Genomic DNA, 20,095 nt, shown 5'->3' with positions numbered 1-20,095 from the left:
CGTCCGAACCTGTACTACCTGTAAGCGGGGTACTGGCGCCCGCGGGGCGCGACCTCCTCGGCCGACTCGGCACCCCAGCTCGACCACCCTGGACGGGCGTAGCGGGCGAACATCTCGAGGTACGGGCCCGGCGAGCACGCCTCGATGAGGTCGTAGGCCTCCTCGGGCTTGCGGGAGTGCTCCCGCTTGCGCGTCTCGATCATGTTGACCTGCCGGCGGCCCGGATCGAGCGTCCGCATCGACCCGCGCACCCCGAAGAGGATCAGCTCGGTGACGTTGCGGAAGTAGAACCCGACGCCGCGCCCGTCGGGCCCGCCGTCCTTGCGTCGCTTGGCCCAGACGAGGTTGCTGACGTAGCGGAAGCCCCAGCCCTGCATCACCGCGAGGCCCTCGGGCAGCAGCGCGTTGGGCACCCACAGGTAGAGGTGGGCGTTGGCGGAGACGACGTCGGACACGGGGAGCGAGGCGATGTCCGCGGCGCTCATGGTGTCGTAGCGGTCGAGGCGCCGGTGCTCGGGCGCGACCTTGCCGGTGCGGTTGGTGAACCGCCACGGTGGGTCGGCGTACACGCAGGAGAAGCCGCCCGCCGTGCGGGGCAGCGCCACGCTCTCCAGCGGGGCGGCGTCCACACGCAGGGGCTCCGCGCGCCGGGCGCGCGTCGCCGTCGGGTTCTCGTCGTTCGGTTCGACGTCCACCGCCGCGGTCATCGTCTCGGACCTCCTCGCCGGGATCGGGGCGGGCGGGACGCTAGCGGCGGCCCCCGACAGCGCCGTGTCGTCGCTGCTCACGGCACGAGCCCGTCGGTGAGCATCAGCGGCGCCGGGGCCTGGTGGCGGACCGGTTCGCCGGGCGCCGGATCCCAGCAGCGACGGGAGATCGCCACCGCGAGCAGGGGACAGCCGCCGGCGTCGCCCCGGGTCATGCGCGACCCGAGCTTGCCCAGGTGGGTGGTGGTCGACGTCGAGAGCCTGCTGCGGACCTCGTCGTCGCTGCGCCCGGCGGCACGGGCGAGCTCCCGCGCGAGCTCGCGCAGGTCGTCGTGAGTGCGGGTCAGCAGCACCGCGCCGTCGATGAGGCCGGCGTCGTAGAGCGCGCGGTAGGCCCCGATGTCGCGGTCGAGGTTGCCGTCCTTGGCGTTCCACTCCACGTCGAGGGCGACGCGGCCCTTGACGTTGTCGACCTTGTAGCCCTCGTTGAACACCTCGCTCTCGCGCACCGTCACGCCGTGCTCGCCGGCCGGGTGCCACGGCTGCACCTGCAGGCGGGACGTCACGACGGTGTCGACGCGGCCCTCGCGCCAGCCGCGCTCGCGGAACGCGGCGTTGAGGCGTGCGGCCAGCCGCGACTCGTTGCCCCCCGCCTCGACGAGGTCGGCGGTGGTGAGCGTGAAGCCCGTGAGCACCGCGCAGAGCTCGGCGACCTCGTCCGGGCACGTGGCCGCGAGGACCGCGGCGGCGTTGCGCGTCTCGCGCAGCTCGTAGCGTTCGGCGACGGCGGCCGGCAGCGCGGTGGTCCAGCTGCCGGTGAGCTCCATCGCCCGACATTCTGGCACCACGGTCTGCCGAGTCCGGCCTGCGGGAGCGTGTCGCCTAGGGTCCCTCGGATGGGTCACGACCGCGCACAGCGAGCTGGGGCGCCGGGAGTGGGGGCGCCGTGACGACCACCGCCCCGCAGCCGGTCGTCGCGCCCCATGCGCTCGACGAGGCCCCGGACCCGGCTCCGGTCCGGGTGGCGTGGCGCCCGGTGCTCCTGCTCGCGGGCGCGCTCGCGCTGATGCACGGGGTCTCCTCGGCCTGGTACGGCGCCTTCGGCGACGAGCTCTACTTCCTCGCCGCCGGCCGGCACCTGGCCTGGGGATATGCCGACCAGCCGCCCCTCGTGCCGTGGCTCGCGGCGGCCCTCGACCACCTCGCCCCCGGCAACCTGGTCGTGCTGCGCCTGCCCGCGACGCTCGCGAGCGCCGGGCACGTGGTGCTCGGCGCACTGCTCGCCCGGGAGATGGGCGGCCGGCGCCGGGCGCAGCTCCTGGCCGGCGCGGCGGTCGCGATCTCGCCGTTCTTCCTGGCCACCGGCCACCTGCTGGCGACCTCGACGCTCGACCCGGTCCTGTGGACCCTGCTGCTCTGGCTGGTCGTGCGCTGGGTGCGCACCGGCAACGACCTGCTCCTGCTCGCCGCCGGCCCGGTGCTCGCGGTGGCCCTGTTCGCCAAGTTCCTCGTCCCCCTCCTCGTCACGGGCCTGGCCGTCGGCGTGCTCGTGGCCGGGCCGCGCCGGCTGCTCGGGCGCCCGATGCTCTGGGTCGCGCTGGCACTCGCCGCGGCGTCGACCGTGCCGACGCTGCTCTGGCAGTCCGCGCACGGTTGGCCGCAGCTGCGGATGGGCGCCGTGGTGGCCGGCGAGGGCGGCCTGACCGGCAACCGCTGGTGCTTCCTGCCCTTCGCCGCCTGGGACGTCGGGCTCGTGCCCGGCGTGGTGCTCGCCGGGCTCGGGCTGTGGGCGCTGTTGCGCTCCGACGCGCTGCGGCCGTGGCGCGCGATCGGCATCGGGTCCGTCGTCACCACCGCGGCGATGATCGCCGTCGGGGGCCGGCCGTACTACGTCATGGGGCTGGCCGCGGTCCTCCTCGCCGCCGGGGCCGTCGCGCTGCAGGGCCGGACGCCCGCGCGCTGGTGGTCCTGGTCGGTCTCGGTGCCCGCATTCATCGCGTCCGGGCTGGTCGTCGCCGTCCTCTCCCTCCCGATCGGGCCGGCGTCGTACCGCGTCGAACGGGGCGACTTCCTCACGGCGGGCCAGGTCGGCTGGCAGAGCCTCGCGGCCGACACCGGCGCGGCGTACCGGTCCGTGCCGCCCGCCGAGCGGTCGCGCACCACCGTGCTCGCCTTCTCGTACTGGTTCGCGTCCGCGCTCGACCGGTACGGCCCCGCCGCCGGCCTGCCCGAGGTCTACAGCGGGCACCGCGGCTACGGGTTCTTCGGTCCGCCCCCGGACACGGCGACCGCCGCGATCCTCGTGGGTGAGGTGCGCGGCGCCGCAGGCTTCTGCCGCACGATCACGCCGCTGCCCCCGCACGTCGACCCCACGGCGAACGGCGTGGTCAACGGCGTGGTGCCGCTCGCGCTCTGCACGCCCCGGGCGCCCTGGTCGGAGCTGTGGCCGTCGATCATGGACATGCAGTAGACACGTCGCATGATGGGCGGGTGAGGTCCCCCGCGGCGGTCGTCGTCCTGGTCGTCGCCGCCCTGGTGGGCGCGTGCGGCGGCGCCCCGTCGCGCGGCGCCCCCGCCCCGGGCACGCCGCCGATGGGCACGAACGGCGCCCCGGTCCCGACGGTCGACTGGCGCGGCTGCGGCGGCGCGTTCCAGTGCGCGGACGTCACCGTGCCCCTGGACTACCGGCAGCCGGCCGGCGGGACGATCTCGCTGGCCGCCGTCCGCCTGCCCGCCACCGACCCGGCGGCGCGCGTCGGCACCCTCGTCGTGAACTACGGCGGTCCGGGCACGCCGGCGGTGTCGAGCCTGCGCCGGCTCTCGAAGCGCTTCGACGGGCTGCGGGCGCGCTTCGACATCCTGGCCGTCGATCCCCGGGGCACGGGGGCGTCGGCGCCCGTCGACTGCGGTCCGTTCGGCGGCGACCGGGTCCCGGCACCGGTGGGCCCCGCCCGGACGCCGGAGTTCTGGGCCTCGGCCGCGGAGCCGGGCCGGGCCTGCCTCGCCGCGACCGGCGAGCGCCTCCGCCACCTCTCGACCGCCAACGCCTCGCGGGACGTCGACCTCCTGCGCCAGGCCCTCGGCGAGGAGCAGCTGAGCCTCTACGGCTACTCCTACGGCACGTACTCCGCCGCGACCTACGCGAACCTCTTCCCGTCGCACACCCGCGCGATGGTGCTCGACGGCAGCCTCGACCTCGTCGCCAACGCCGCGGGCGCGCCCGGCACCGAGCGCCGGCCGGTCGACGTGCGGGCCGGGGTCAGCGAGGCCTGGGAGGAGGCGTTCGGGGTCGCGCTCGACCGGTGCGCCGCGGGCCCGGCCTGCCCGCTGGGCCCCGACGCGCGTGCCCGCGCGACCGACGTCGTCGCCGCCTCGGCCGCCGGCACCACCCACGCCGAGCTGATCGCCCGCATCGACCGGGCCCTGCAGACCGAGGGCCGGCTGCCCGGACTGATGCGCTCGCTCGCCGCGCTGGCGCCCGGCGCGCCCCCGTCGGGCGGGCGGATCCCCCTCGCCACCGTCCCCTGGGCACCCGAGCACTCGCCGTCCTACCTCGCGATCCAGTGCACCGACGCCGTCACGCCGTCCGCCGCCGACATGGACGCCGCCGTGGTCGCCGAGCAGGCGGCCCACCCGATCGTCGGGGCGTCGACCGCGCTCAACCACGCGATGTGCGTCGACTGGCCCGCCGTCGACCCCGACCGGTACCTGGGCCCCTGGAACGCGCCCCTCGCCGCGCCGGCGCTGATGGTCAACTCGCGCTACGACCCGACCACGCCGCTGATCGACGCCCGCGCCACCGCGTCCCAGCTCTCGGCGGCGCACGTCCTCGTGGTCGACGCGATCGGCCATACCACGCTCGATGCGCCGAGCCGGTGCGCCGCCGACGCGTACACGGCCTACCTGCTCGACCCGGGCGTCGCCCCGCCCGATCAGTGCCCGGCGGGGCTGTAGAACCCCTCGGCGCAGCGCCTCGGGCCGGGTCCGTCATGAGCTACTGGTCCGGCTCCCGCAGCACGACCTCCGGCAGGTAACCGTGCTGGTAGAGCCGCTTCTCGCGCACCATCGGCGAGAACAGCGCCGCCATGAACAGCGACGAGAACAGCACGAACAGCGGCAGCGCCACCTTCAGCCACACCGGGCCCGGCAGCAGCGCGAGCAGCGCCGCGGGGGTGGCCTGCACGGTCGTGCGGGCGAGGTGGCGCAGGAACCAGGTGCGCGCGGTGAGGTCGTGCAGCACCCACGGCGCGAAGCGGTTGGGCAGGCGCGCCCCGAAGGCGTAGCCGATCCAGCGGAAGACGCCGGGGCGGACCACTGTGGCCTACGGCCCCGTGAGCGCTCGCCCGTGCCCCGACACGGACTCCCGCTCACGCGGCCGGAGGCCCAACGCCGTCGCCGCCAGGTGGGCGAGGTGCACCGGCTCGTGGCCCGTGTCGTCGAGCTGGCGGATCTGGGTGCGGCAGGAGAAGCCGTCGGCGAGCACGGCGGTGTCGGCGTCGGCCGCCCGGACCGCCGGCATCAGGCCCCGCTCCGCGCAGGCCGTGGAGACCTCGTAGTGCCCCTGCTCGAAGCCGAAGTTCCCCGCGAGCCCGCAGCACCCGGCGTCGAGCACCTCGGTCTCGACGCCCAGGGCGCCGAGCACCGCGCGGTCGTCGTCGAAGCCCATCGCGGCGTACTGGTGGCAGTGCACCTGCGCGATCGCCCGCCCGCCGGGGGCGACGACGCCGTCCCGGATCTCGTCGAGGTGCTTCGCCAGGACCTCGGCGAGCGTGCGCGTCGAGGCCGCCAGGCGCCGCGCGTCCTCGTCGTCGGCACCGAGGAGCTCGACGACGTCCTGGCGCAGCGCCGCGGTGCACGACGGCTCGAGGCCGACGACCGCGACGCCGTCGTCGAGCCAGGGCTTGAGCACGGCGAGGCTGCGGCGCACCACCGCGCGCGCCGTGTCGAGCTGACCGGTGGTGTGCCAGGTCAGCCCGCAGCACACGCTCTCGGTGGGCAGCTCGACGTGGTAACCGAGGTGCTCCAGGACGGCGATCGCGTCGAGGGCGAGCTCGGGGTCGAACGCCGAGGTGAACGTGTCCGGCCACAGCAGCAACCGTGGCTTCGAGCTGTCCGCGCGAGCCGGGTGCGGCCCGACGAGCCGACGCAACGACCGGGGCGCGAGCGGCGGGATGTCGCGCTGGGGGGCGATGCCGCCGAGGCGCTTCGCGATTGCGGCGAGGGCGGGCCTGCGCGCGAGGGCGTTGGCCAGCCGGGGCAGACCGGGGACGGCGTCGGCGAGGCGAAGCCAGCGCGGCAGGTAGCCCATCGACCAGTGGCTGCGCGGGCGCTGGCGCGCACGGCCCTCGTAGTGCCGGGAGAGGAACTCGGCCTTGTACGTGGCCATGTCGACGCCCACGGGGCAGTCGCGCTGGCAGGCCTTGCAGCTCAGGCACAGGTCGAGGGCGTCGCGCACCTCGGTGGAGCGCCAGCCGTCGGGCACCAGCTGCCCCGACGCCATCTCGAAGAGCATCCGGGCGCGGCCGCGCGTGGAGTGCGCCTCCTCGCCGGTGACGCGGTAGCTCGGGCACATGTAGCCGCCCGAGTCGGAGATGCACTTGGCGACGCCGATGCAGCGGCGCGTGGCGGTGGTGAAGCTGCCGCCGTCGTGGGCGAACGCGAGCTCGGTGCGCGGGCCGATCGTCGGGGTGCCGACGAAGACCTTGAGGTCGTCGTCGAGCCTGCGGGGCTCGACCACCCGGCCCGGGTTCATCCGGCCCTCGGGGTCCCAGACGGCCTTGAACGCGCCGAACGCCTCGATCATGGTCGGGGAGAAGGTGCGCTCCAGGAGCTCGGCGCGGGCCTGGCCGTCGCCGTGCTCGCCGGAGACCGAGCCGCCGTGCGCGGCCACGAGGTCGGCCGCGTCGAGCATGAACGCGCGGAAGTTGGCGAGCCCCGCGCGGGTGAGCAGGTCGAAGTCGATGCGCACGTGCAGGCAGCCGTCGCCGAAGTGCCCGTAGTAGGCCCCACGCCGGCCGTGACGGCCGAGCAGTGCGTCGAACTCGCGCAGGTAGGCGCCGAACACCGCGGGTGGGACGGCGGCGTCCTCCCACCCGGGCCAGGCCTCGCCGCCGCCGGGGGAGCGGGTGACGATGCCCGACCCGTCCTCGCGGATCTTCCACAGCGCGCGCATCGCGCCGGGGTCGGCGACGACCTTGACGCTCGCGCCGAAGCGGGCCATCTCCCGCCCGATCGCCTCGGCCTTCGCCTCGGCCTCGGCGCGGTCGGCCCCGCCGGTCTCGACGTAGAGCCAGCCCTTGCCCTCGGGCAGCTGCTCGTGGGTGCGGTCGTCGGGACGGCTCGCGCGCAGCGCGCCGATGACGCCGACGTCCATGCCCTCGATGGTCAGCGGGGAGTGCTCGCGGATCGGCATGACGTGGTCGGCGGCGATGTACGCGTCGGGGAACCCGAGGACGCACAGCGCCCGGACCGGCGGCGACTCCACCAGCTCGACCGTCGCGCCCATGATCGTCGCGCAGGTGCCCTCGGTGCCGACGAGGGCGCGCGCGAGGTCGACGCCGTGCTCGTCGAGCAGCTGCTCGAGGTTGTAACCGCTGACCCGGCGGGTCATCCCGGGCGCGTCGAGCTCGGCGCCGATCGTGGTCCCGAGGCGGTCGCGGAGCGCGGTGAGCTCGCGGTAGATCGCGCCCTCGCGGCCGGGCCGTCGCGCGGCGGCGGCGAGGTCGGGGGTGCGGCCGACGGTCATGCGCGTCCCGTCGGCCAGCAGGACGTCGAGCTCGCGGACGTTGTCGACGGTCTTGCCCCACGCGACCGAGTGCGACCCGCACGCGTTGTTGGCGATCATCCCGCCGAGCGTGCAGCGGTTGTGCGTCGAGGGATCGGGCCCGAACGTCAGGCCGTGCGGACGGGCGGCGTCGCGCAGGTCGTCGAGGACGACACCGGGCTGCACCCGCGCCGTGCGGGCCTCCGGGTCGATCTCGAGCACCCGGTCGAGGTGGCGCGAGAAGTCGACCACGAGGGCCTCGTTGACCGCCTGCCCGCCGATGCTCGTGCTCGCCCCGCGGGGCAGCAGCGGCACCTCGTAGCGGCGGGCGACGTCGACGGTCGCCTCGACGTCGTCGAGGTCGACCGGCTGCACCACGCCGATCGGGACGTGGCGGTAGTTCGACCCGTCGGCGGACCACATCGCCCGGCTCGAGGTGTCGAACCGCACCCGCCCGCGCACGACCGAGCGCAGCTCCTCGGCGAGCAGGGAATCGGAGGACGAGCGACGCATCGTGGTCATCGCGGCCCAGTTTGCTCCGAGCTCCGGCCTTCCGCCTCTCCGGTCAGGTGGTCAGCCATGTGAGGTCCGTGCCCATCGCGAGCTCCGCGGGCTCGTGGCCGCGGCGGAAGAGCCGGGCGGTGTAGCCGTCGAGGGTCAGGCTGGTGTCCGTCCCGTGCAGCCAGGCGCCCTCGCGCTGGCCGACGACGGTGACGGCGTTCTCCTCGTGGAACTCGTGGATGCGTTCCTCGCGCGTCTCGCCGCGATGCGTCGAGTGCGGGTCGGGGTCGAGGTAGTGCGGGTTGATCTGCACCGGGATGCGGCCCAGGGCGTCGAGACCGCCGGGGTCGACGATCGGCATGTCGTTCGTCGTCATGATCGTCGGGCAGGCGAGGTTGGAGCCGGCGCTGGCGCCCGCGTAGCGCAGGTCGGTCCGGTCCCGCAGGGCGGCGAGGACGCCGTTGTCGCCGACGCGGCGGCGCAGCCGGAACGTGTTGCCGCCGCCGCCGAACACCGTCTCGCGGTCCGGGTCGGCGTCGCGGATCGTCGCCGCGGGATCGGGCTCGGCGTGCAGGCCGCGGACGTCGAGGGGCCCGAGGACCTCGCGCAGGGCGTCGCCGACGAAGCCGGTGTAGGCGTCGAGGTCGTGGCCGGCCCAGGGGAGGAACCACACGACGCGCTCGCCCAGGTGCCGGCGCAGGGGCTCGGCGGCGTGCGCGAACGGGACCTCGGCGCCGGGCGGGCGGGAGTTGGAGAACAGCAGGACGTCGGCGGGCACGGCCGCGATCCTGGCCGCTCTCCGCGCCGGGCCGACGCACGGGGTGGTGTCAGCCTGGGGGCCGTGCCGACGTTCGACGTCAGTTTCACCAGCTCGAGACGGACCCCGACTCGATGGGCCCCGACAAGATCGTGGGGGCTTTCCTGACATCTGACGTCAGCATGGCCCCACGCCGACCCGGGGTCAGGGCACAGGCGCGCGGGGTGGGACGGCGGGGGTGCCCAGCGGCACGAGGCGCAGGGCGCCCGGGGCGTCGGGCGGGACGACCGGGGCACGTGGGGGCACCGGGTCGACGCGGCGGTAGGGCGCGCCGAGCTCGGGGCGGGGGTCGCGCTCGCCCTTGTTCGGCCAGAACGCCATGGCGCGCTCGGCCTGCGCGGTGATGGTCAGCGACGGGTTCACGCCCAGATTCGCCGAGAGCGCCGAGCCGTCGACCACGTGCAGGCCGGGGTGCCCATAGAGCCGCTGGTACCCGTCGACCACCCCGGTCTCCGGGGACGGGCCGATCGGGCAGCCGCCTATGAAGTGCGCGGTCATCGGCATGTTCACCGCCTCGCCCCACGTGCCTCCCGGGTCGCCGTCGATAATCTCGGCGATCCGCCGGACGGTGTCGTTGGCGGCCGGGATCCATGTCGGGTTCGGGGTGCCGTGGCCCTGCCGCGAGACGAGGCGGCCGAAGCGGCGCCGCACGGTGATCGAGTTGTCGAGCGACTGCATGACCAGCGCGATCACCGTGCGCTCCGACCAGTGCCGCTTGTCCAGCGAGCGGGCGAACGTGCGCGGGTGCCGGGCGATCGCACCGAGGAGCTTGAGCGCGCGCGGCACCCGCCCGCCGCCGTCGGTCATCAGCGTCGTCAGCAGGCCCATGGCGTTGCTGCCGTAGCCGTACCGGCAGGGCTCGATGTGCGTGTCCTCGTCGGGGTGCCAGGACGACGTGATCGCGACCCCGCGGGTGAAGTCGCGGGGCCCGCCGCGCTCTGGGGCCCGCCGGGCCATCGCTCCGACGAGCGCCTCGGAGTTGGTGCGCGTCAGCTCGCCGAGCTTCCGCGACACGCGGGGCAGCACGCCGGTGTCGCGCAGGCGGTGCAGCAGGGTCTGGGTGCCCCAGGTGCCCGCCGCGAAGACCACGTGCTCGGCGCGGTAGGTCGTCCGGCCCCGCGTCAGACCAGCACGCCGATAGGTCGTTGCCCGGGTCTCGACGGCGTAGCCCTCCGCGGTGGGGCGGACCGTGCGCACGGTCGTCTCCGGGTGCACCGTCGCGCCCGCCCGCTCGGCCAGCGCGAGGTAGTTGGTCTCCAGGGTGTTCTTCGCGCCGTGACGGCAGCCGGTCATGCACTCGCCGCACTCGAGACAGCCGGTGCGCTCGGGGCCGGCGCCGCCGAAGAACGGGTCGGGCGACGTCACGCCCGGGCCCTCGCCGAAGTACACGCCGACCTGCGTCGGCGCCACCGTGTCCGCACGCCCGCGCTCGGCCGCGACCTGGCGCATCACCTCGTCCGACGGCGTCACCGAGGGCTGCGTGACGACGCCGAGCATGCGCGTGGCCTGGTCGTAGAACGCGTCGAGCTCGTCGCGCCAGTCGGTCATCGACGCCCACTGCGGGTCGCAGTAGAACGCGTCGTTCTTCGGCCGGTAGAGCGTGTTGGCGTAGTTCAGCGAGCCGCCGCCGACGCCCGCTCCGGCGAGCACGAGGACGTCGCGCAGCACGTGGATGCGCTGGATGCCGTAGCACCCCAGGCGCGGGGCCCAGAGGAAGTTGCGGATGTCCCACGACGTCGCCGGCAGCGTCTCGGGGGTGAACCGGCGACCCGCCTCGAGGACGCCGACCCGATAGCCCTTCTCCGCGAGCCGCAGCGCCGTGACACTGCCCCCGAAGCCGGAACCCACGACCAGCACGTCGTAGGGATCGGAGGGGTGCTCCTCCGGGCGTAGTGGCATCCCGGGAAGGTAACCCGCCGGTAGCTGTGACAGAAGGTCACAGGTACACAGTGTCCTGCTCGTCACGTGGTCGGGGAACGGCCAGGGCACGACTACGGCACCACGAGGACCTTTCCCACCGCGCCGTTCTCCACGGCCTCGTGCGCGGCCACGATGTCGTCCAGCCCGTAGCGGGTGATCGGCAGCGGCGAGAGCGCGCCGGAGCCGGCGGCGTCGGCGGTCCAGGCGACGGCGGCGCGCAGCTGGTCGTCCGGCACGCCGTAGAGCAGCACGTAGCTGATCGAGGCGTTGGCGACCATGAAGCGGCGGGTCGGGATCACCGGGTCGTCCGGCTCGTTGGCGTAGACCGCGATGACCGTGCCCGCCCCGGCCACCGCGAGGTCCAGCTCGAGGTTGGCGCCGAGGGCGACCTCGACGATGCGGTCGACGTGGTCGGTGAAGCCCTTCACCTGGTCGACGGCGTTCGGCTCGCGGTAGTTGACGACGAGGTCGGCGCCGGCCGCGCGGGCGAGCTCGCCCTTCTCGTCCGAGCTCACCGTGGTGACGACGCGGGCGCCGGCGTGCTTGGCCAGCTCGATCGCGTAGTGCCCGACCGCCCCGGCCCCGCCCGCGACGAGCACGGTCCGGCCGGCGAGGGCCCCGCGGTCGCCGCTGCCGCCGACGAGCAGGCAGTGCGCCGCGGTCACGGCCGGTACGCCGAGGCAGGCGCCCAGCTCGTCCGGCGCGTCCCCGGGCAGCGGGCGGACATGCGCGGCGGGCAGCACGGAGTACCCGGCGGCGGTGCCGTAGCGGTTGCCGAAGGCGCTCAGGAACAGCCACACACGCTCGCCGACGGCCGGGGTGTCGACGCCCTCGCCCACCGCGTCGACCACGCCGACGCCGTCCTGGTGCGGGATCTGGAAGTCCTCGGGGTCCTGCCCGGTGAGGCCCGCGCGGGTCTTCCAGTCCGTGGGGTTCACCCCGGAGCCGGTGATGCGGACCCGGACCTCACCGGGGCCGGGCTCGGGGGTCTCGACGTCCTCGACCGAGAGCACCTCGGCGGCCGGACCGGTGCGGCGGTAGATCGCAGCCTTCATGACGGACCTGTGCCCCGGAACCGTCCGGGCTATCCGGCCGCCGCCTCGTGCAGCGCGCCGAACGCCGCGGCCAGGGTCGCCGGCGTGTGGTGGGCGTTGAGCCCGCTGGGGTTGGGCAGCACCCACAGCCCCGTCGGGCCGAGCGTGCGCTCCTGCCGGCCCGCGACGGCCCGGCGCTCGCCGAACGCCACGCGGTAGGCCCCGATCCCGACGACGGCGAGCCAGGCCGGGCGGAGCTCCGCGACCAGGGCGCGCAGCCGCTCGCCGCCCGCGACGAGCTCGGCGTCGTCGAGCTCGTCGGCCCGCGCGGTGGCCCGGGGCGCGACGTTGGTGATGCCCAGGCCCAGGGACGGCAGCAGCCCCTGCTCGGCCGGGGCGAGCAGGCGCGGGGTGAACCCGGACGCGTGCAGCGCGGGCCAGAAGCGGTTGCCGGGGCGCGCGAAGTGGTGCCCGGTGGCCGCGGACACGAGCCCGGGGTTGATGCCGCAGAAGAGCACCCGCAGAGCCGGGTCGTCGGGGCCGGGCAGGACGTCGGGCAGGAGGCGGTCGCGGGCGGCCTCCAGTTCCGCGGGCGTGGGGACGGGCACGGGCCCGAGTATCGCCGCCCGCCGTCCCCATCGCCCGGATGCGTCCCCAGGCCGGACAGGCCCCGGATCCGCCTGCGGCGGCCCTGCGTCGGAACCGGTGTGGACGAACAGGACGGGCCGGTGGTGCGGCCCGAGGAGCTGCAGGGAGCGGGGCGGGCGTGCGTCGCAGTGGCGCTCGCCGTCCCCGTGACGGCGACGGCCGGGGCGGTGCGGAGCACGGAGGTCCTCCCCGGGGGACGGGCGGGTCCGGCGGCCGCGGCGCTGGCCGACCGGTGGGAGGTCGCGGTCGCGCTGTGGAGCGCCGACGTCGTCGCCCACGGGGAGGCGCTGGCCGCGGCGGCCGGGGCCTACTCGCGGGGCGACGAGGACGCGGCGGCCGTCCTCGCCGGGCCGGGCGCGCTGTGACCACCACCCTGACCACGGCGCTGCCCGGCGCCGCAGCCGCGCGGCTCGCCGTCGCGCGGGCGGCGCTGGCCCGGGCCGGCGAGGTGCTCGCGGGGCCGGTGCCCGGATGGCGGGGTGCGGCGGCGGGCGCGGCCGCCGGCGCGCGGACGTCGCTGCGGGAGCGCCACGCCGCGTTGCTCGCCGACGTCGACGGCGTGCTCGCCGCCCTCGGGACGGCGACCGTGGCCCTGGCCGGTGGCGTGCCGCCGGCCGTGGTGGACGCCGCGCTCGCCGGAGCCCTGGACGGCGCCGGACACACGCCCGCGGGCCCGCCGCCGACCGGCGTCACGGGCGGGCGCGGGCCCGAGCCCGGCGAGGTCGCCCGGTGGTGGGCCGGGCTCGACCCCGACACCCGGGCGGTCCTCGAGCGCGAGCGCCCGGCGCTGGTCGGCGGCCTCGACGGGCTCCCGGCCGCGGTCCGGGACCGCGCCAACCGCGTGGTGCTCGCCGGCGCCCGGGAGGACGCGCGGCGCGAGGAGCAGGCGGTGCGGGACCGGCTCGTGCGCACGGCGGACCCGGTGGAGCTGGCGTCGATCGGATGGGAGCTGCACGAGGTCCGGGCGCGGCTCGCGCGTCTGGGGGCGGTGGCCGCCGCGGTCGACGCGCCGGGCCGGGCGTTGCTGGATCTCGAGGTCGATGCCCCGGCGGACGGCGGGTCGGGCGTCCGCGCCGCCGTCGCACGCGGCGACGTCGACGCCGCCGCCCACGTCGGGGTGTTCACCGCCGGCTTCACCACCGGGGTGGACGAGCTGCCAGGCCGTCTCGGGGAGCTCGACGCGCTGGCCGCCGCGGCGGGGCCGGGCACCGCGGCGGTGGCCTGGTACGGCTACGACGCGCCGCAGGCGCACGAGGTGGCCGATCCGGACCGGTCGGTGCTCGGCCGGGCGCCCGCCGAGGAGGGTGCCCCGGGGCTCGCGTCGTTCCTCGACGGACTGGACGCCGCCCGGCCGGGGCGCGAGGCCCACGTGACGGCGATCGGGCACTCGTACGGCTCGGTGGTCACCGCCGCCGCCCTGTCCTCGGAGGGGGCGCCGGGCGGCGCCGAGGGCGTCGACGACGTCGTGTACCTCGGGAGCCCGGGCGTCGGGGAGGTGCCGGGTCGCCCGCCGGGGCACGCGTGGGTGGTGGAGGCCGCAGGCGACCCCGTCGCGGACACCGCGTGGTTCGGCCCGGATCCCAACCGGATGCCGGGCGTCACCGGGCTCTCGGCGCGCGAGGTGGTGCTGCCCGACGGGCGGGTGCTGGCCGAGTCACGCGGCCACGGCGCCTACCTCACGCCGGGCACCACGAGCGCGGCGAACGTGGCCGCGGTGGTCGGTGGTCGGCCGCAGGACGCGGTCCTCGACCGGGGGGTCGGCGCCGGGGATCGGCTGCGTCGCCTGGTGGGCGGGTGAGCCGGGTGCGTGCACGCCGACGGCCCGTCCTCGGTCCGGGAGGGACCGGGGACGGGCCGTGCCGTGCCGACGAGCGTGCTGCGGGGGGCGGGTTAGTCCTTGCCGCCCGTGGCGGGCTTGTCGGAGGAGACCGCGCCGTTCGGGCTGGTGCCGCTCACCGCGTCGGTGGCGGTGTGGGTCGGGATCTCCTGGGCGCTCGCGGCGGGCGACGTGGGCGTCGCACCGGAGACCGGGCCGGCCGAGGTGGCCGGCTTCGGGCGCGGGGCCGGCGGCGGCGGGGGCGGCAGCTCCGGCTCGCGGCGCGTGGCCACGACGGCGATGCCGGCGCCGAGCACGGCGAGCACGACGAGCCAGAGGCCCCAGCGGCGGCGCTTCGTGGGCTCCTCGGGCTCGATGCGGGCCGCGAGCTCCTTGCGCGCCGAGGTCAGGCCCTCCTCGAGCTGGCCGCGCACGGTCTCGCCGAGGTCGCGCAGCTCGTCCGCCGAGGTCGGCACGGCCGACTGCTCGAGGCGCTTGCGGGCGTCCTTGGCGTACGCCTGGGCCTGCTTGCGGGCGTCCTTCGCGGCCTTGTTGGCGCGCTTGCGGGTCTCCGCGCGGGCCTCCTGGGCGCGCTTGCGGGCCTCCTCCTGCGCCTCCTCGGCACGCTGGCGGGCCTCGGCGCGGGCGTCGAGCACCCGCTGGCGGGCCTCGTCGGCGGCCTTGCGGACGTCCTTGCGGACCTCGGCGCGCTTCTTCTGGCCCTGCTTGCGAGCCTTCTCGCGGTCCTTGCGGGCCTGGTCAGCGGCCTTCTGGGCGCGCTTCTCGGCCTTCTTCCGGGCCTTGCGGCCCTCCTTGCGCAGATCGTCCAGGTCCTCCCTGGCGCCGATCAGTGTCTTGCTGCTCAAGAAACGTCACCTCACTCGTCGGTGGGGCGGCCATGATGCCCCGGCCCCACTTGTGCAGGTGCCCGACCCGCCGGGACGTCACACCCGCTACTCCATTCGAAGGTGCTCACAGTCCTAGTGGCACGATGGGCCCGTGACCTCCGCCGACACCCCGACCGCAACGCTGCACACCTCCAACGGGGACATCACCGTGCGGCTGTTCCCCAACGAGGCGCCCCAGACCGTCGCGAACTTCACGGGCCTGGCCACCGGCGAGCAGTCGTACACCGAGCCCAACGCCAAGGGTGGCAGCTCCGGCCCGTTCTACGACGGGACCATCTTCCACCGCGTCATCGCGGGCTTCATGCTGCAGACCGGTGACCCCACGGGCACCGGCCGTGGCGGGCCCGGCTACAAGTTCGCCGACGAGTTCCACCCCGACCTGCGCTTCGACCGCCCCTACCTGCTGGCGATGGCCAACGCGGGGCCGGGCACCAACGGCTCGCAGTTCTTCATCACGGTGGCGCCGACAACCTGGCTCAACCGCAAGCACACGATCTTCGGCGAGGTGGCCGACCAGGCCTCGCGCGACGTCGTCGACTCGATCGCGGCCACCGCGACCGGCCCCGGCGACCGTCCGGTGCAGGACATCGTCATCACCTCGGTCGAGATCGACTGAGGAGCTCGGTCGTGAGGACGCCGTGACAGTGCCGGGACCCCCGGGATCCCCGGGATCCCGGCCCACGGCGGGACCGGACGCGGCGCCGTACTGCGTGCGGCACCCCGACCGGCCCACCGCCCTGGCCTGCACCCGGTGCGGGCGTCCTGCGTGCCCGGACTGCCTACGCGCGGCCCCGGTCGGCGCGCACTGCGTCGACTGCGTGGCGGAGGCCGCCCGCACGACGCGGGCCCCGCGCACCGTCGGTGGCGGGCGCGCCCGTCCGGATGCGACGCCGGTCGTCACGATCACCCTCGTCGCCGTCAACGTCGTCGTCTTCGTGCTGACGGCCCTCTCGGCGGGCAGCGCGTGGGAGAACTACACGTCGCCGTGGGTCGAGGCGACGTGGCTCGTGCCCGCCGACGTCGCGGCCGGGCAGTGGTGGCGCCTGCTGACCGCGGGCTTCCTGCACATCGGTCCGCTGCACGTCGCGGTGAACATGTTCGCGCTGTGGGTGCTGGGCCGGGACCTCGAGCTCGTGCTCGGGCGGCTCCGGTACGCGCTGCTCTACGGGGTCTCGCTGCTGGGCGGGTCCACGGCGATCATGCTGTTCGGTGACCCGGACCGACCCGTCGCCGGCGCCTCCGGAGCGGTGTTCGGCCTGATGGGCGCGCTCGTCGTGGTCCTGCGCCGACTCCAGCTCTCGCCGACGCCCGCGCTGCTGACCATCGGGCTGAACGTCGTGCTGACCTTCACGATCCCGGGGCTGTCGGTGCTCGGGCACCTCGGCGGGCTCGTCACCGGCCTGCTCGTCGCCGCCGCGCTGGTGCACGGACCGGCACGCTCAGACCCGCGGGCCGGGCTCTGGGCCGTCGGGGGGATCGCCGCCGTGCTCGTCGTCCTCATCGCGCTCCGGGTGCTCACCCTCTAGATCGGGCCGGCCCGCCGCCCGGCGTCCCGCGCGGGCCCGGTGGCGCTGCAGCGATTCGGCGACGTCCACCGGATCGGTGCCGAGCTCGAGGCGGCCGAGCACGAGCAGCCGGTCGGTCGGCACGGCGTCCGGGGCGCCGTCCCGCGCCTCCACCTCGAGGTACGCCGCCGGCAGGCCCATCCGCCGCATCCGCACGACGCGCACCGCGTCGATGTGCTCCCACGGCCACCGGCGCGTGCCGGTGACCCCGCGCAGCGCGAGGCCCGCGTCGTCGACCCGCAACCGGGGTCGGGCGAACGCGCCCACGGCCGTCACGGCCAGGACCGCGAGGGCGGCGAGCCCGACGAGCAGGCGCCCGGGCGGGTCCGTCGCCGCGACGGCCCACGCCCCGAGCCCGAGCGCCGCCACGGCACCCAGGACGACGGCGGTCCACGGGGCCGCCCACTGCGACGGCTCACTCACGACGTGTCCACAGGGTGTGTCCACAGCGGTGGACGAATCACATCGGTGTGGTTCAGCGCCACTTCATGGTCATCAGCAGCGAGACCACGATGAGGCCGAAGCCGATGAGGAAGTTCCAGGGCCCGAGGTCCTGCATGAAGGGGATCGACTCGGAGGCGAGGTAGTTGACCACCAGCCACGCCAGCCCGAGCAGGCCGACGCCGAGCATGACCACGACGTACGCCGGGTGCGACGGACCTGCGGGGGCGGGCCCGGCCTTCGGCGGCGGGGTGTAGGCCGGCTTGCGGCGGACCTTGGACTTGGGCACGTCGGCTCCGATCGGGCGGGATTGCTCACCGCAGTCTAGTGCACCCGGCCCGGCCTCCCGGGCCCGTACGCTCGGGGTATGCGCGTCCTGGTCGTCGACAACTACGACAGCTTCGTCTACAACCTCGTCCAGTACCTCGCGCAGCTCGGCGCCGACCCGGTGGTGCTGCGCAACGACGCCGACGGCGTGGTCGACCTCGTCGACGAGGTCGACGGCGTGCTGATCAGTCCGGGGCCCGGCACCCCCGACGACGCGGGCGCGAGCAACGACGTCATCCGGCGCTGCGCCGCCGTCGCCCGCCCCGTCCTCGGGGTGTGCCTGGGCCACCAGGCGCTGGGCGCGGTGCACGGCGCCGTCGTCGAGCGCGCCCCGGAGCTGCGGCACGGCAAGACGTCGCTGGTGCACCACGAGGGCGCCGGCGTGCTCGCCGGCCTGCGCACCCCCTTCACCGCCACGCGCTACCACTCGCTGACGGTCCGGCCCGACACGCTGCCCGCCGAGCTGGAGCCCACGGGCTGGACCGAGGACGGGGTGCTCATGGCCATGCGCCATCGCGAGCTCCCGCTCGAGGGCGTGCAGTTCCACCCCGAGTCGGTGCTCACCGAGGACGGCCACCGGCTGCTCGCCACCTGGATGGACGCCTGCGGCCACCCCGTCGACGACGGGGTCGTGCACGACCTCACCGAGGGCCTGCGTGCGCTGGCCCTCGCAGCCGCCCCGCCCGCCTGACCCGGGGATTCAGTTGCCGGGGAAGAGCCCGCCGCCGAAGCCGCCGTCGCTGCCCCCGGAGCCGACGACCACCTGGATGGTGGCGCCCGCCTCGGCCTCGCTGCCCGCCGTGGGGTTCTGGCTCAGGATCTTGCCGACCTGCGACTGGTCGGAGACCTGTTGCGAGGTCTGCGAGATCGAGCCGTTGAAGCCGGCCTGCGACAGGGTCTGCGCGGCCTCCGACGGCGTCTGCCCGACGATCGACGGCATGGACACCGTGTTCCCGCGGGAGACCTCGAGCGTGACGCTCGAGTTGCGCGACACCGTGGCGCCGGCGCCCGGCGAGGTGTCGGTGACCGTGCCCGCCGGCCGGCTGTCGTCCACCTCGGAGACGGTCACCCGGAGTCCGACGCCCTCGAGGGTCGTGGTCGCCGTCTGCCGGGTCTGACCGACGACGTCGGGCACGCGCAACGTCTCGCGCTGCCGGCCGATGGTCAGCAGCACCGGGGTGCCCGGGGTCAGGAACTGCCCGGCCGAGGGTTCCTGGGAGAGCACGCGGCCGACCTGGTTCTCGTCGTCGACCTCCCGCTGCTGAGGCACCGGGGCGAGGCTCAGCCCGAGACGTTGGACGGTGGCCTGGGCCTCGTTGGCGGTCTGTCCCTGCAGGTCGGGGACCTGGACGGGGTCGGGGCCACGTCCGACGCGCAGCTCGACGACGCTGCCCGGCGCGACCTCGATGCCCTCGGTGGGGTTGGTGGTGACCACCTGGCCGACCTGGTCGGGCGGGGAGGCGACCGGGACGACGGTCGGTCGCAGCCCCGCCGTGGACAGCGACTGCAGCGCCGCGGCCTGAGGCTGGCCGACCACGGTCGGCACCGCGATCGTGTTGGCCGACGGCGAGAACAGGAAGTACACGCCCGCCAGCGCGGCGAGCAGCGCGAGCACGGCGGCGAAAGCGATCGCCCGTCGGCGGCCGCGCTTGCGCCGGGCCTCCGACTGCTCGGCCTGCCACTGCTCGAACTCGTCGACCTCGTCGTCGCGACCGCCATAGCCGCCGTCGTACGGCGCGACCGGCTGGCTCCCGGTCATGTACTCGGTGTGCTCCTCGGCCGTCATGACCATGGGCGCACCGGGGCGCTCGCCGGACAGGACGCGGTAGAAGTCCTCGCGCATCTCGTCGGCGCTCTGGTAGCGGTTCGCCGGGTTCTTGGCCAGCGACTTCAGCGTCATCGCGTCGAGCTCCGGCGGCACCCGCGGGTTGATCTCCGACGGGGCCGGCGGGTCCTCCCGCACGTGCTGGTACGCGATCGCGACCGGGGAGTCGCCGGTGAACGGCGGCCGGCCGGTGAGCAGCTCGAAGAGCACGCAGCCGGTGGCGTACACGTCGGAGCGGGCGTCGACCGACTCCCCGCGGGCCTGCTCGGGCGAGAGGTACTGGGCCGTGCCGATCACCGCGGCGGTCTGGGTGACGGCGGGCTGGGCGTCGGAGAGGGCGCGCGCGATGCCGAAGTCCATCACCTTGACCGCGCCTGCGGGCGTGATCATGATGTTGGCCGGCTTCACGTCGCGGTGGATGATCCCGTGCCGGTGGGAGAAGTCGAGGGCCGCGCAGACGTCGGCGAGGACCTCGCAGACGCGGAAGGGCTCCATGGGGCCCTCGGTCTTGACGATGTCGCGAAGCGTCCGCCCCGCCACGTACTCCATGACGATGTAGGGCAGCGGGACGTCGTCGGTGGGCGCCTCGCCCGTGTCGTAGACCGCCACGATCGCCGGGTGGTTCAGCGCCGCCGCGTTCTGGGCCTCGCGACGGAACCGGATCTGGAACTGGGGGTCGCGCGCGAGGTCGGCGCGCAGGACCTTGATGGCCACGTCCCTGCCGAGACGGACGTCCCGCCCCCCGTGCACCTCGGACATCCCGCCGTAGCCGAGCGCCGGTCCGAGCTCGTAGCGCTCGGACAGCAGCCGCGGGGTGGTCATC

Annotated in this window: 19 protein-coding genes; 7 read left to right on the top strand and 12 right to left on the bottom strand. The window is 75.3% G+C overall.

Annotated features, from left to right (window positions below):
- Nucleotides 1-14: 14 nt before the first annotated feature.
- Both PH189_RS03650 and PH189_RS03645 read right to left on the bottom strand, forming a co-directional pair.
- On the bottom strand, nucleotides 15-707 hold the full coding sequence (locus PH189_RS03650) for an MT-A70 family methyltransferase (protein ID WP_274187388.1): 693 nt from the start codon (nucleotides 705-707) through the stop codon (nucleotides 15-17).
- Nucleotides 708-784: 77 nt separating this feature from the next.
- A complete protein-coding gene (locus PH189_RS03645) occupies nucleotides 785-1,534 on the bottom strand; it encodes a BglII/BstYI family type II restriction endonuclease (protein WP_274187387.1) in 750 nt (249 codons plus the stop codon).
- A gap of 119 nt (nucleotides 1,535-1,653) precedes the next feature.
- On the opposite strand from PH189_RS03645, the gene PH189_RS03640 reads away from it, so the two are divergent.
- Both PH189_RS03640 and PH189_RS03635 read left to right on the top strand, forming a co-directional pair.
- Nucleotides 1,654-3,177: an ArnT family glycosyltransferase gene (locus PH189_RS03640; RefSeq protein ID WP_274187386.1), complete on the top strand. Its 1,524-nt coding sequence runs from the start codon at nucleotides 1,654-1,656 to the stop codon at nucleotides 3,175-3,177.
- A 20-nt stretch (nucleotides 3,178-3,197) separates the two neighbouring features.
- Entirely contained in the window at nucleotides 3,198-4,661 is a 1,464-nt protein-coding gene (locus PH189_RS03635) for an alpha/beta hydrolase (RefSeq protein ID WP_274187385.1), read from the top strand.
- Nucleotides 4,662-4,701: 40 nt separating this feature from the next.
- Here PH189_RS03635 and PH189_RS03630 read toward each other — a convergent pair whose 3' ends face one another.
- The 6 genes from PH189_RS03630 to mug all read right to left on the bottom strand — a co-directional run bounded on the left by PH189_RS03630 (nucleotide 4,702) and on the right by mug (nucleotide 12,350).
- Nucleotides 4,702-5,022 (bottom strand): DUF5313 family protein, encoded by a 321-nt coding sequence (locus tag PH189_RS03630; protein WP_274187384.1) that lies wholly within the window; start codon nucleotides 5,020-5,022, stop codon nucleotides 4,702-4,704.
- 6 nt (nucleotides 5,023-5,028) lie between these two features.
- A complete protein-coding gene (locus PH189_RS03625; protein ID WP_378015012.1) occupies nucleotides 5,029-7,983 on the bottom strand; it encodes an FAD-binding and (Fe-S)-binding domain-containing protein in 2,955 nt (984 codons plus the stop codon).
- A 52-nt stretch (nucleotides 7,984-8,035) separates the two neighbouring features.
- Entirely contained in the window at nucleotides 8,036-8,749 is a 714-nt protein-coding gene (gene pepE, locus PH189_RS03620) for a dipeptidase PepE (protein WP_274187382.1), read from the bottom strand.
- 183 nt (nucleotides 8,750-8,932) lie between these two features.
- Nucleotides 8,933-10,687: a GMC oxidoreductase gene (locus PH189_RS03615; RefSeq protein ID WP_274187381.1), complete on the bottom strand. Its 1,755-nt coding sequence runs from the start codon at nucleotides 10,685-10,687 to the stop codon at nucleotides 8,933-8,935.
- A 92-nt stretch (nucleotides 10,688-10,779) separates the two neighbouring features.
- Complete coding sequence (locus PH189_RS03610) at nucleotides 10,780-11,763, bottom strand: NADPH:quinone reductase (RefSeq protein WP_274187380.1); 984 nt, start codon at nucleotides 11,761-11,763, stop codon at nucleotides 10,780-10,782.
- 29 nt (nucleotides 11,764-11,792) lie between these two features.
- Nucleotides 11,793-12,350, bottom strand: a complete 558-nt coding sequence (gene mug, locus PH189_RS03605; protein ID WP_274187379.1) for a G/U mismatch-specific DNA glycosylase — start codon at nucleotides 12,348-12,350, stop codon at nucleotides 11,793-11,795.
- A 120-nt stretch (nucleotides 12,351-12,470) separates the two neighbouring features.
- On the opposite strand from mug, the gene PH189_RS03600 reads away from it, so the two are divergent.
- Together PH189_RS03600 and PH189_RS03595 are read left to right on the top strand one after the other, a co-directional pair.
- Entirely contained in the window at nucleotides 12,471-12,755 is a 285-nt protein-coding gene (locus PH189_RS03600) for a hypothetical protein (RefSeq protein ID WP_274187378.1), read from the top strand.
- A complete protein-coding gene (locus PH189_RS03595) occupies nucleotides 12,752-14,188 on the top strand; it encodes an alpha/beta hydrolase (RefSeq protein WP_274187377.1) in 1,437 nt (478 codons plus the stop codon). Before PH189_RS03600 ends, PH189_RS03595 begins: the two co-directional genes overlap by 4 nt.
- A 92-nt stretch (nucleotides 14,189-14,280) precedes the next feature.
- Here PH189_RS03595 and PH189_RS03590 read toward each other — a convergent pair whose 3' ends face one another.
- Nucleotides 14,281-15,072 (bottom strand): hypothetical protein, encoded by a 792-nt coding sequence (locus PH189_RS03590; protein ID WP_274187376.1) that lies wholly within the window; start codon nucleotides 15,070-15,072, stop codon nucleotides 14,281-14,283.
- Nucleotides 15,073-15,205: 133 nt separating this feature from the next.
- Between PH189_RS03590 and PH189_RS03585 the strand changes: the two genes are divergently transcribed.
- The gene (locus tag PH189_RS03585; protein WP_274187375.1) at nucleotides 15,206-15,730 is read left to right on the top strand and encodes a peptidylprolyl isomerase; all 525 of its coding nucleotides are present in this window, start codon (nucleotides 15,206-15,208) and stop codon (nucleotides 15,728-15,730) included.
- Between the two features lie 202 nt (nucleotides 15,731-15,932).
- A complete protein-coding gene (locus tag PH189_RS03580; RefSeq protein WP_274187374.1) occupies nucleotides 15,933-16,640 on the top strand; it encodes a rhomboid family intramembrane serine protease in 708 nt (235 codons plus the stop codon).
- Here PH189_RS03580 and PH189_RS03575 read toward each other — a convergent pair.
- Both PH189_RS03575 and crgA read right to left on the bottom strand, forming a co-directional pair.
- Complete coding sequence (locus PH189_RS03575) at nucleotides 16,554-17,102, bottom strand: PH domain-containing protein (protein ID WP_274187373.1); 549 nt, start codon at nucleotides 17,100-17,102, stop codon at nucleotides 16,554-16,556. The two genes, PH189_RS03580 and PH189_RS03575, sit on opposite strands and share 87 nt — an antisense overlap.
- A gap of 52 nt (nucleotides 17,103-17,154) precedes the next feature.
- Nucleotides 17,155-17,409 carry a cell division protein CrgA gene (gene crgA, locus PH189_RS03570; protein ID WP_116708157.1) on the bottom strand — a complete coding sequence of 85 codons (255 nt, stop codon included), beginning with the start codon at nucleotides 17,407-17,409 and terminating at the stop codon, nucleotides 17,155-17,157.
- A gap of 78 nt (nucleotides 17,410-17,487) precedes the next feature.
- Between crgA and PH189_RS03565 the strand changes: the two genes are divergently transcribed.
- Entirely contained in the window at nucleotides 17,488-18,138 is a 651-nt protein-coding gene (locus PH189_RS03565) for an aminodeoxychorismate/anthranilate synthase component II (RefSeq protein WP_274187372.1), read from the top strand.
- Nucleotides 18,139-18,147: 9 nt separating this feature from the next.
- On the opposite strand, the gene pknB is transcribed toward PH189_RS03565, so the two are convergent.
- Nucleotides 18,148-20,094, bottom strand: coding sequence for a Stk1 family PASTA domain-containing Ser/Thr kinase (gene pknB / locus PH189_RS03560; protein ID WP_274187371.1), 1,947 nt, complete (start codon nucleotides 20,092-20,094; stop codon nucleotides 18,148-18,150).
- Nucleotide 20,095: the final 1 nt, after the last annotated feature.

Origin of the sequence: Actinomycetospora chibensis, assembly GCF_028737215.1 — a bacterium.
GTDB lineage: Bacteria > Actinomycetota > Actinomycetes > Mycobacteriales > Pseudonocardiaceae > Actinomycetospora > Actinomycetospora chibensis.
Note: the sequence above shows the minus strand (reverse complement) of the source record. Positions and strands in the feature narration are given on the sequence as shown.

Coding starts and splice junctions, on each gene's coding strand:
- PH189_RS03650 (WP_274187388.1), bottom strand. CDS start 707: ATGACCGCGGCGGTGGACGTCGAACCGAACGACGAGAACCCGACGGCG.
- PH189_RS03645 (WP_274187387.1), bottom strand. CDS start 1,534: ATGGAGCTCACCGGCAGCTGGACCACCGCGCTGCCGGCCGCCGTCGCC.
- PH189_RS03625 (WP_378015012.1), bottom strand. CDS start 7,983: ATGCGTCGCTCGTCCTCCGATTCCCTGCTCGCCGAGGAGCTGCGCTCG.
- PH189_RS03615 (WP_274187381.1), bottom strand. CDS start 10,687: ATGCCACTACGCCCGGAGGAGCACCCCTCCGATCCCTACGACGTGCTG.
- PH189_RS03610 (WP_274187380.1), bottom strand. CDS start 11,763: ATGAAGGCTGCGATCTACCGCCGCACCGGTCCGGCCGCCGAGGTGCTC.
- PH189_RS03565 (WP_274187372.1), top strand. CDS start 17,488: ATGCGCGTCCTGGTCGTCGACAACTACGACAGCTTCGTCTACAACCTC.
- pknB (WP_274187371.1), bottom strand. CDS start 20,094: ATGACCACCCCGCGGCTGCTGTCCGAGCGCTACGAGCTCGGACCGGCG.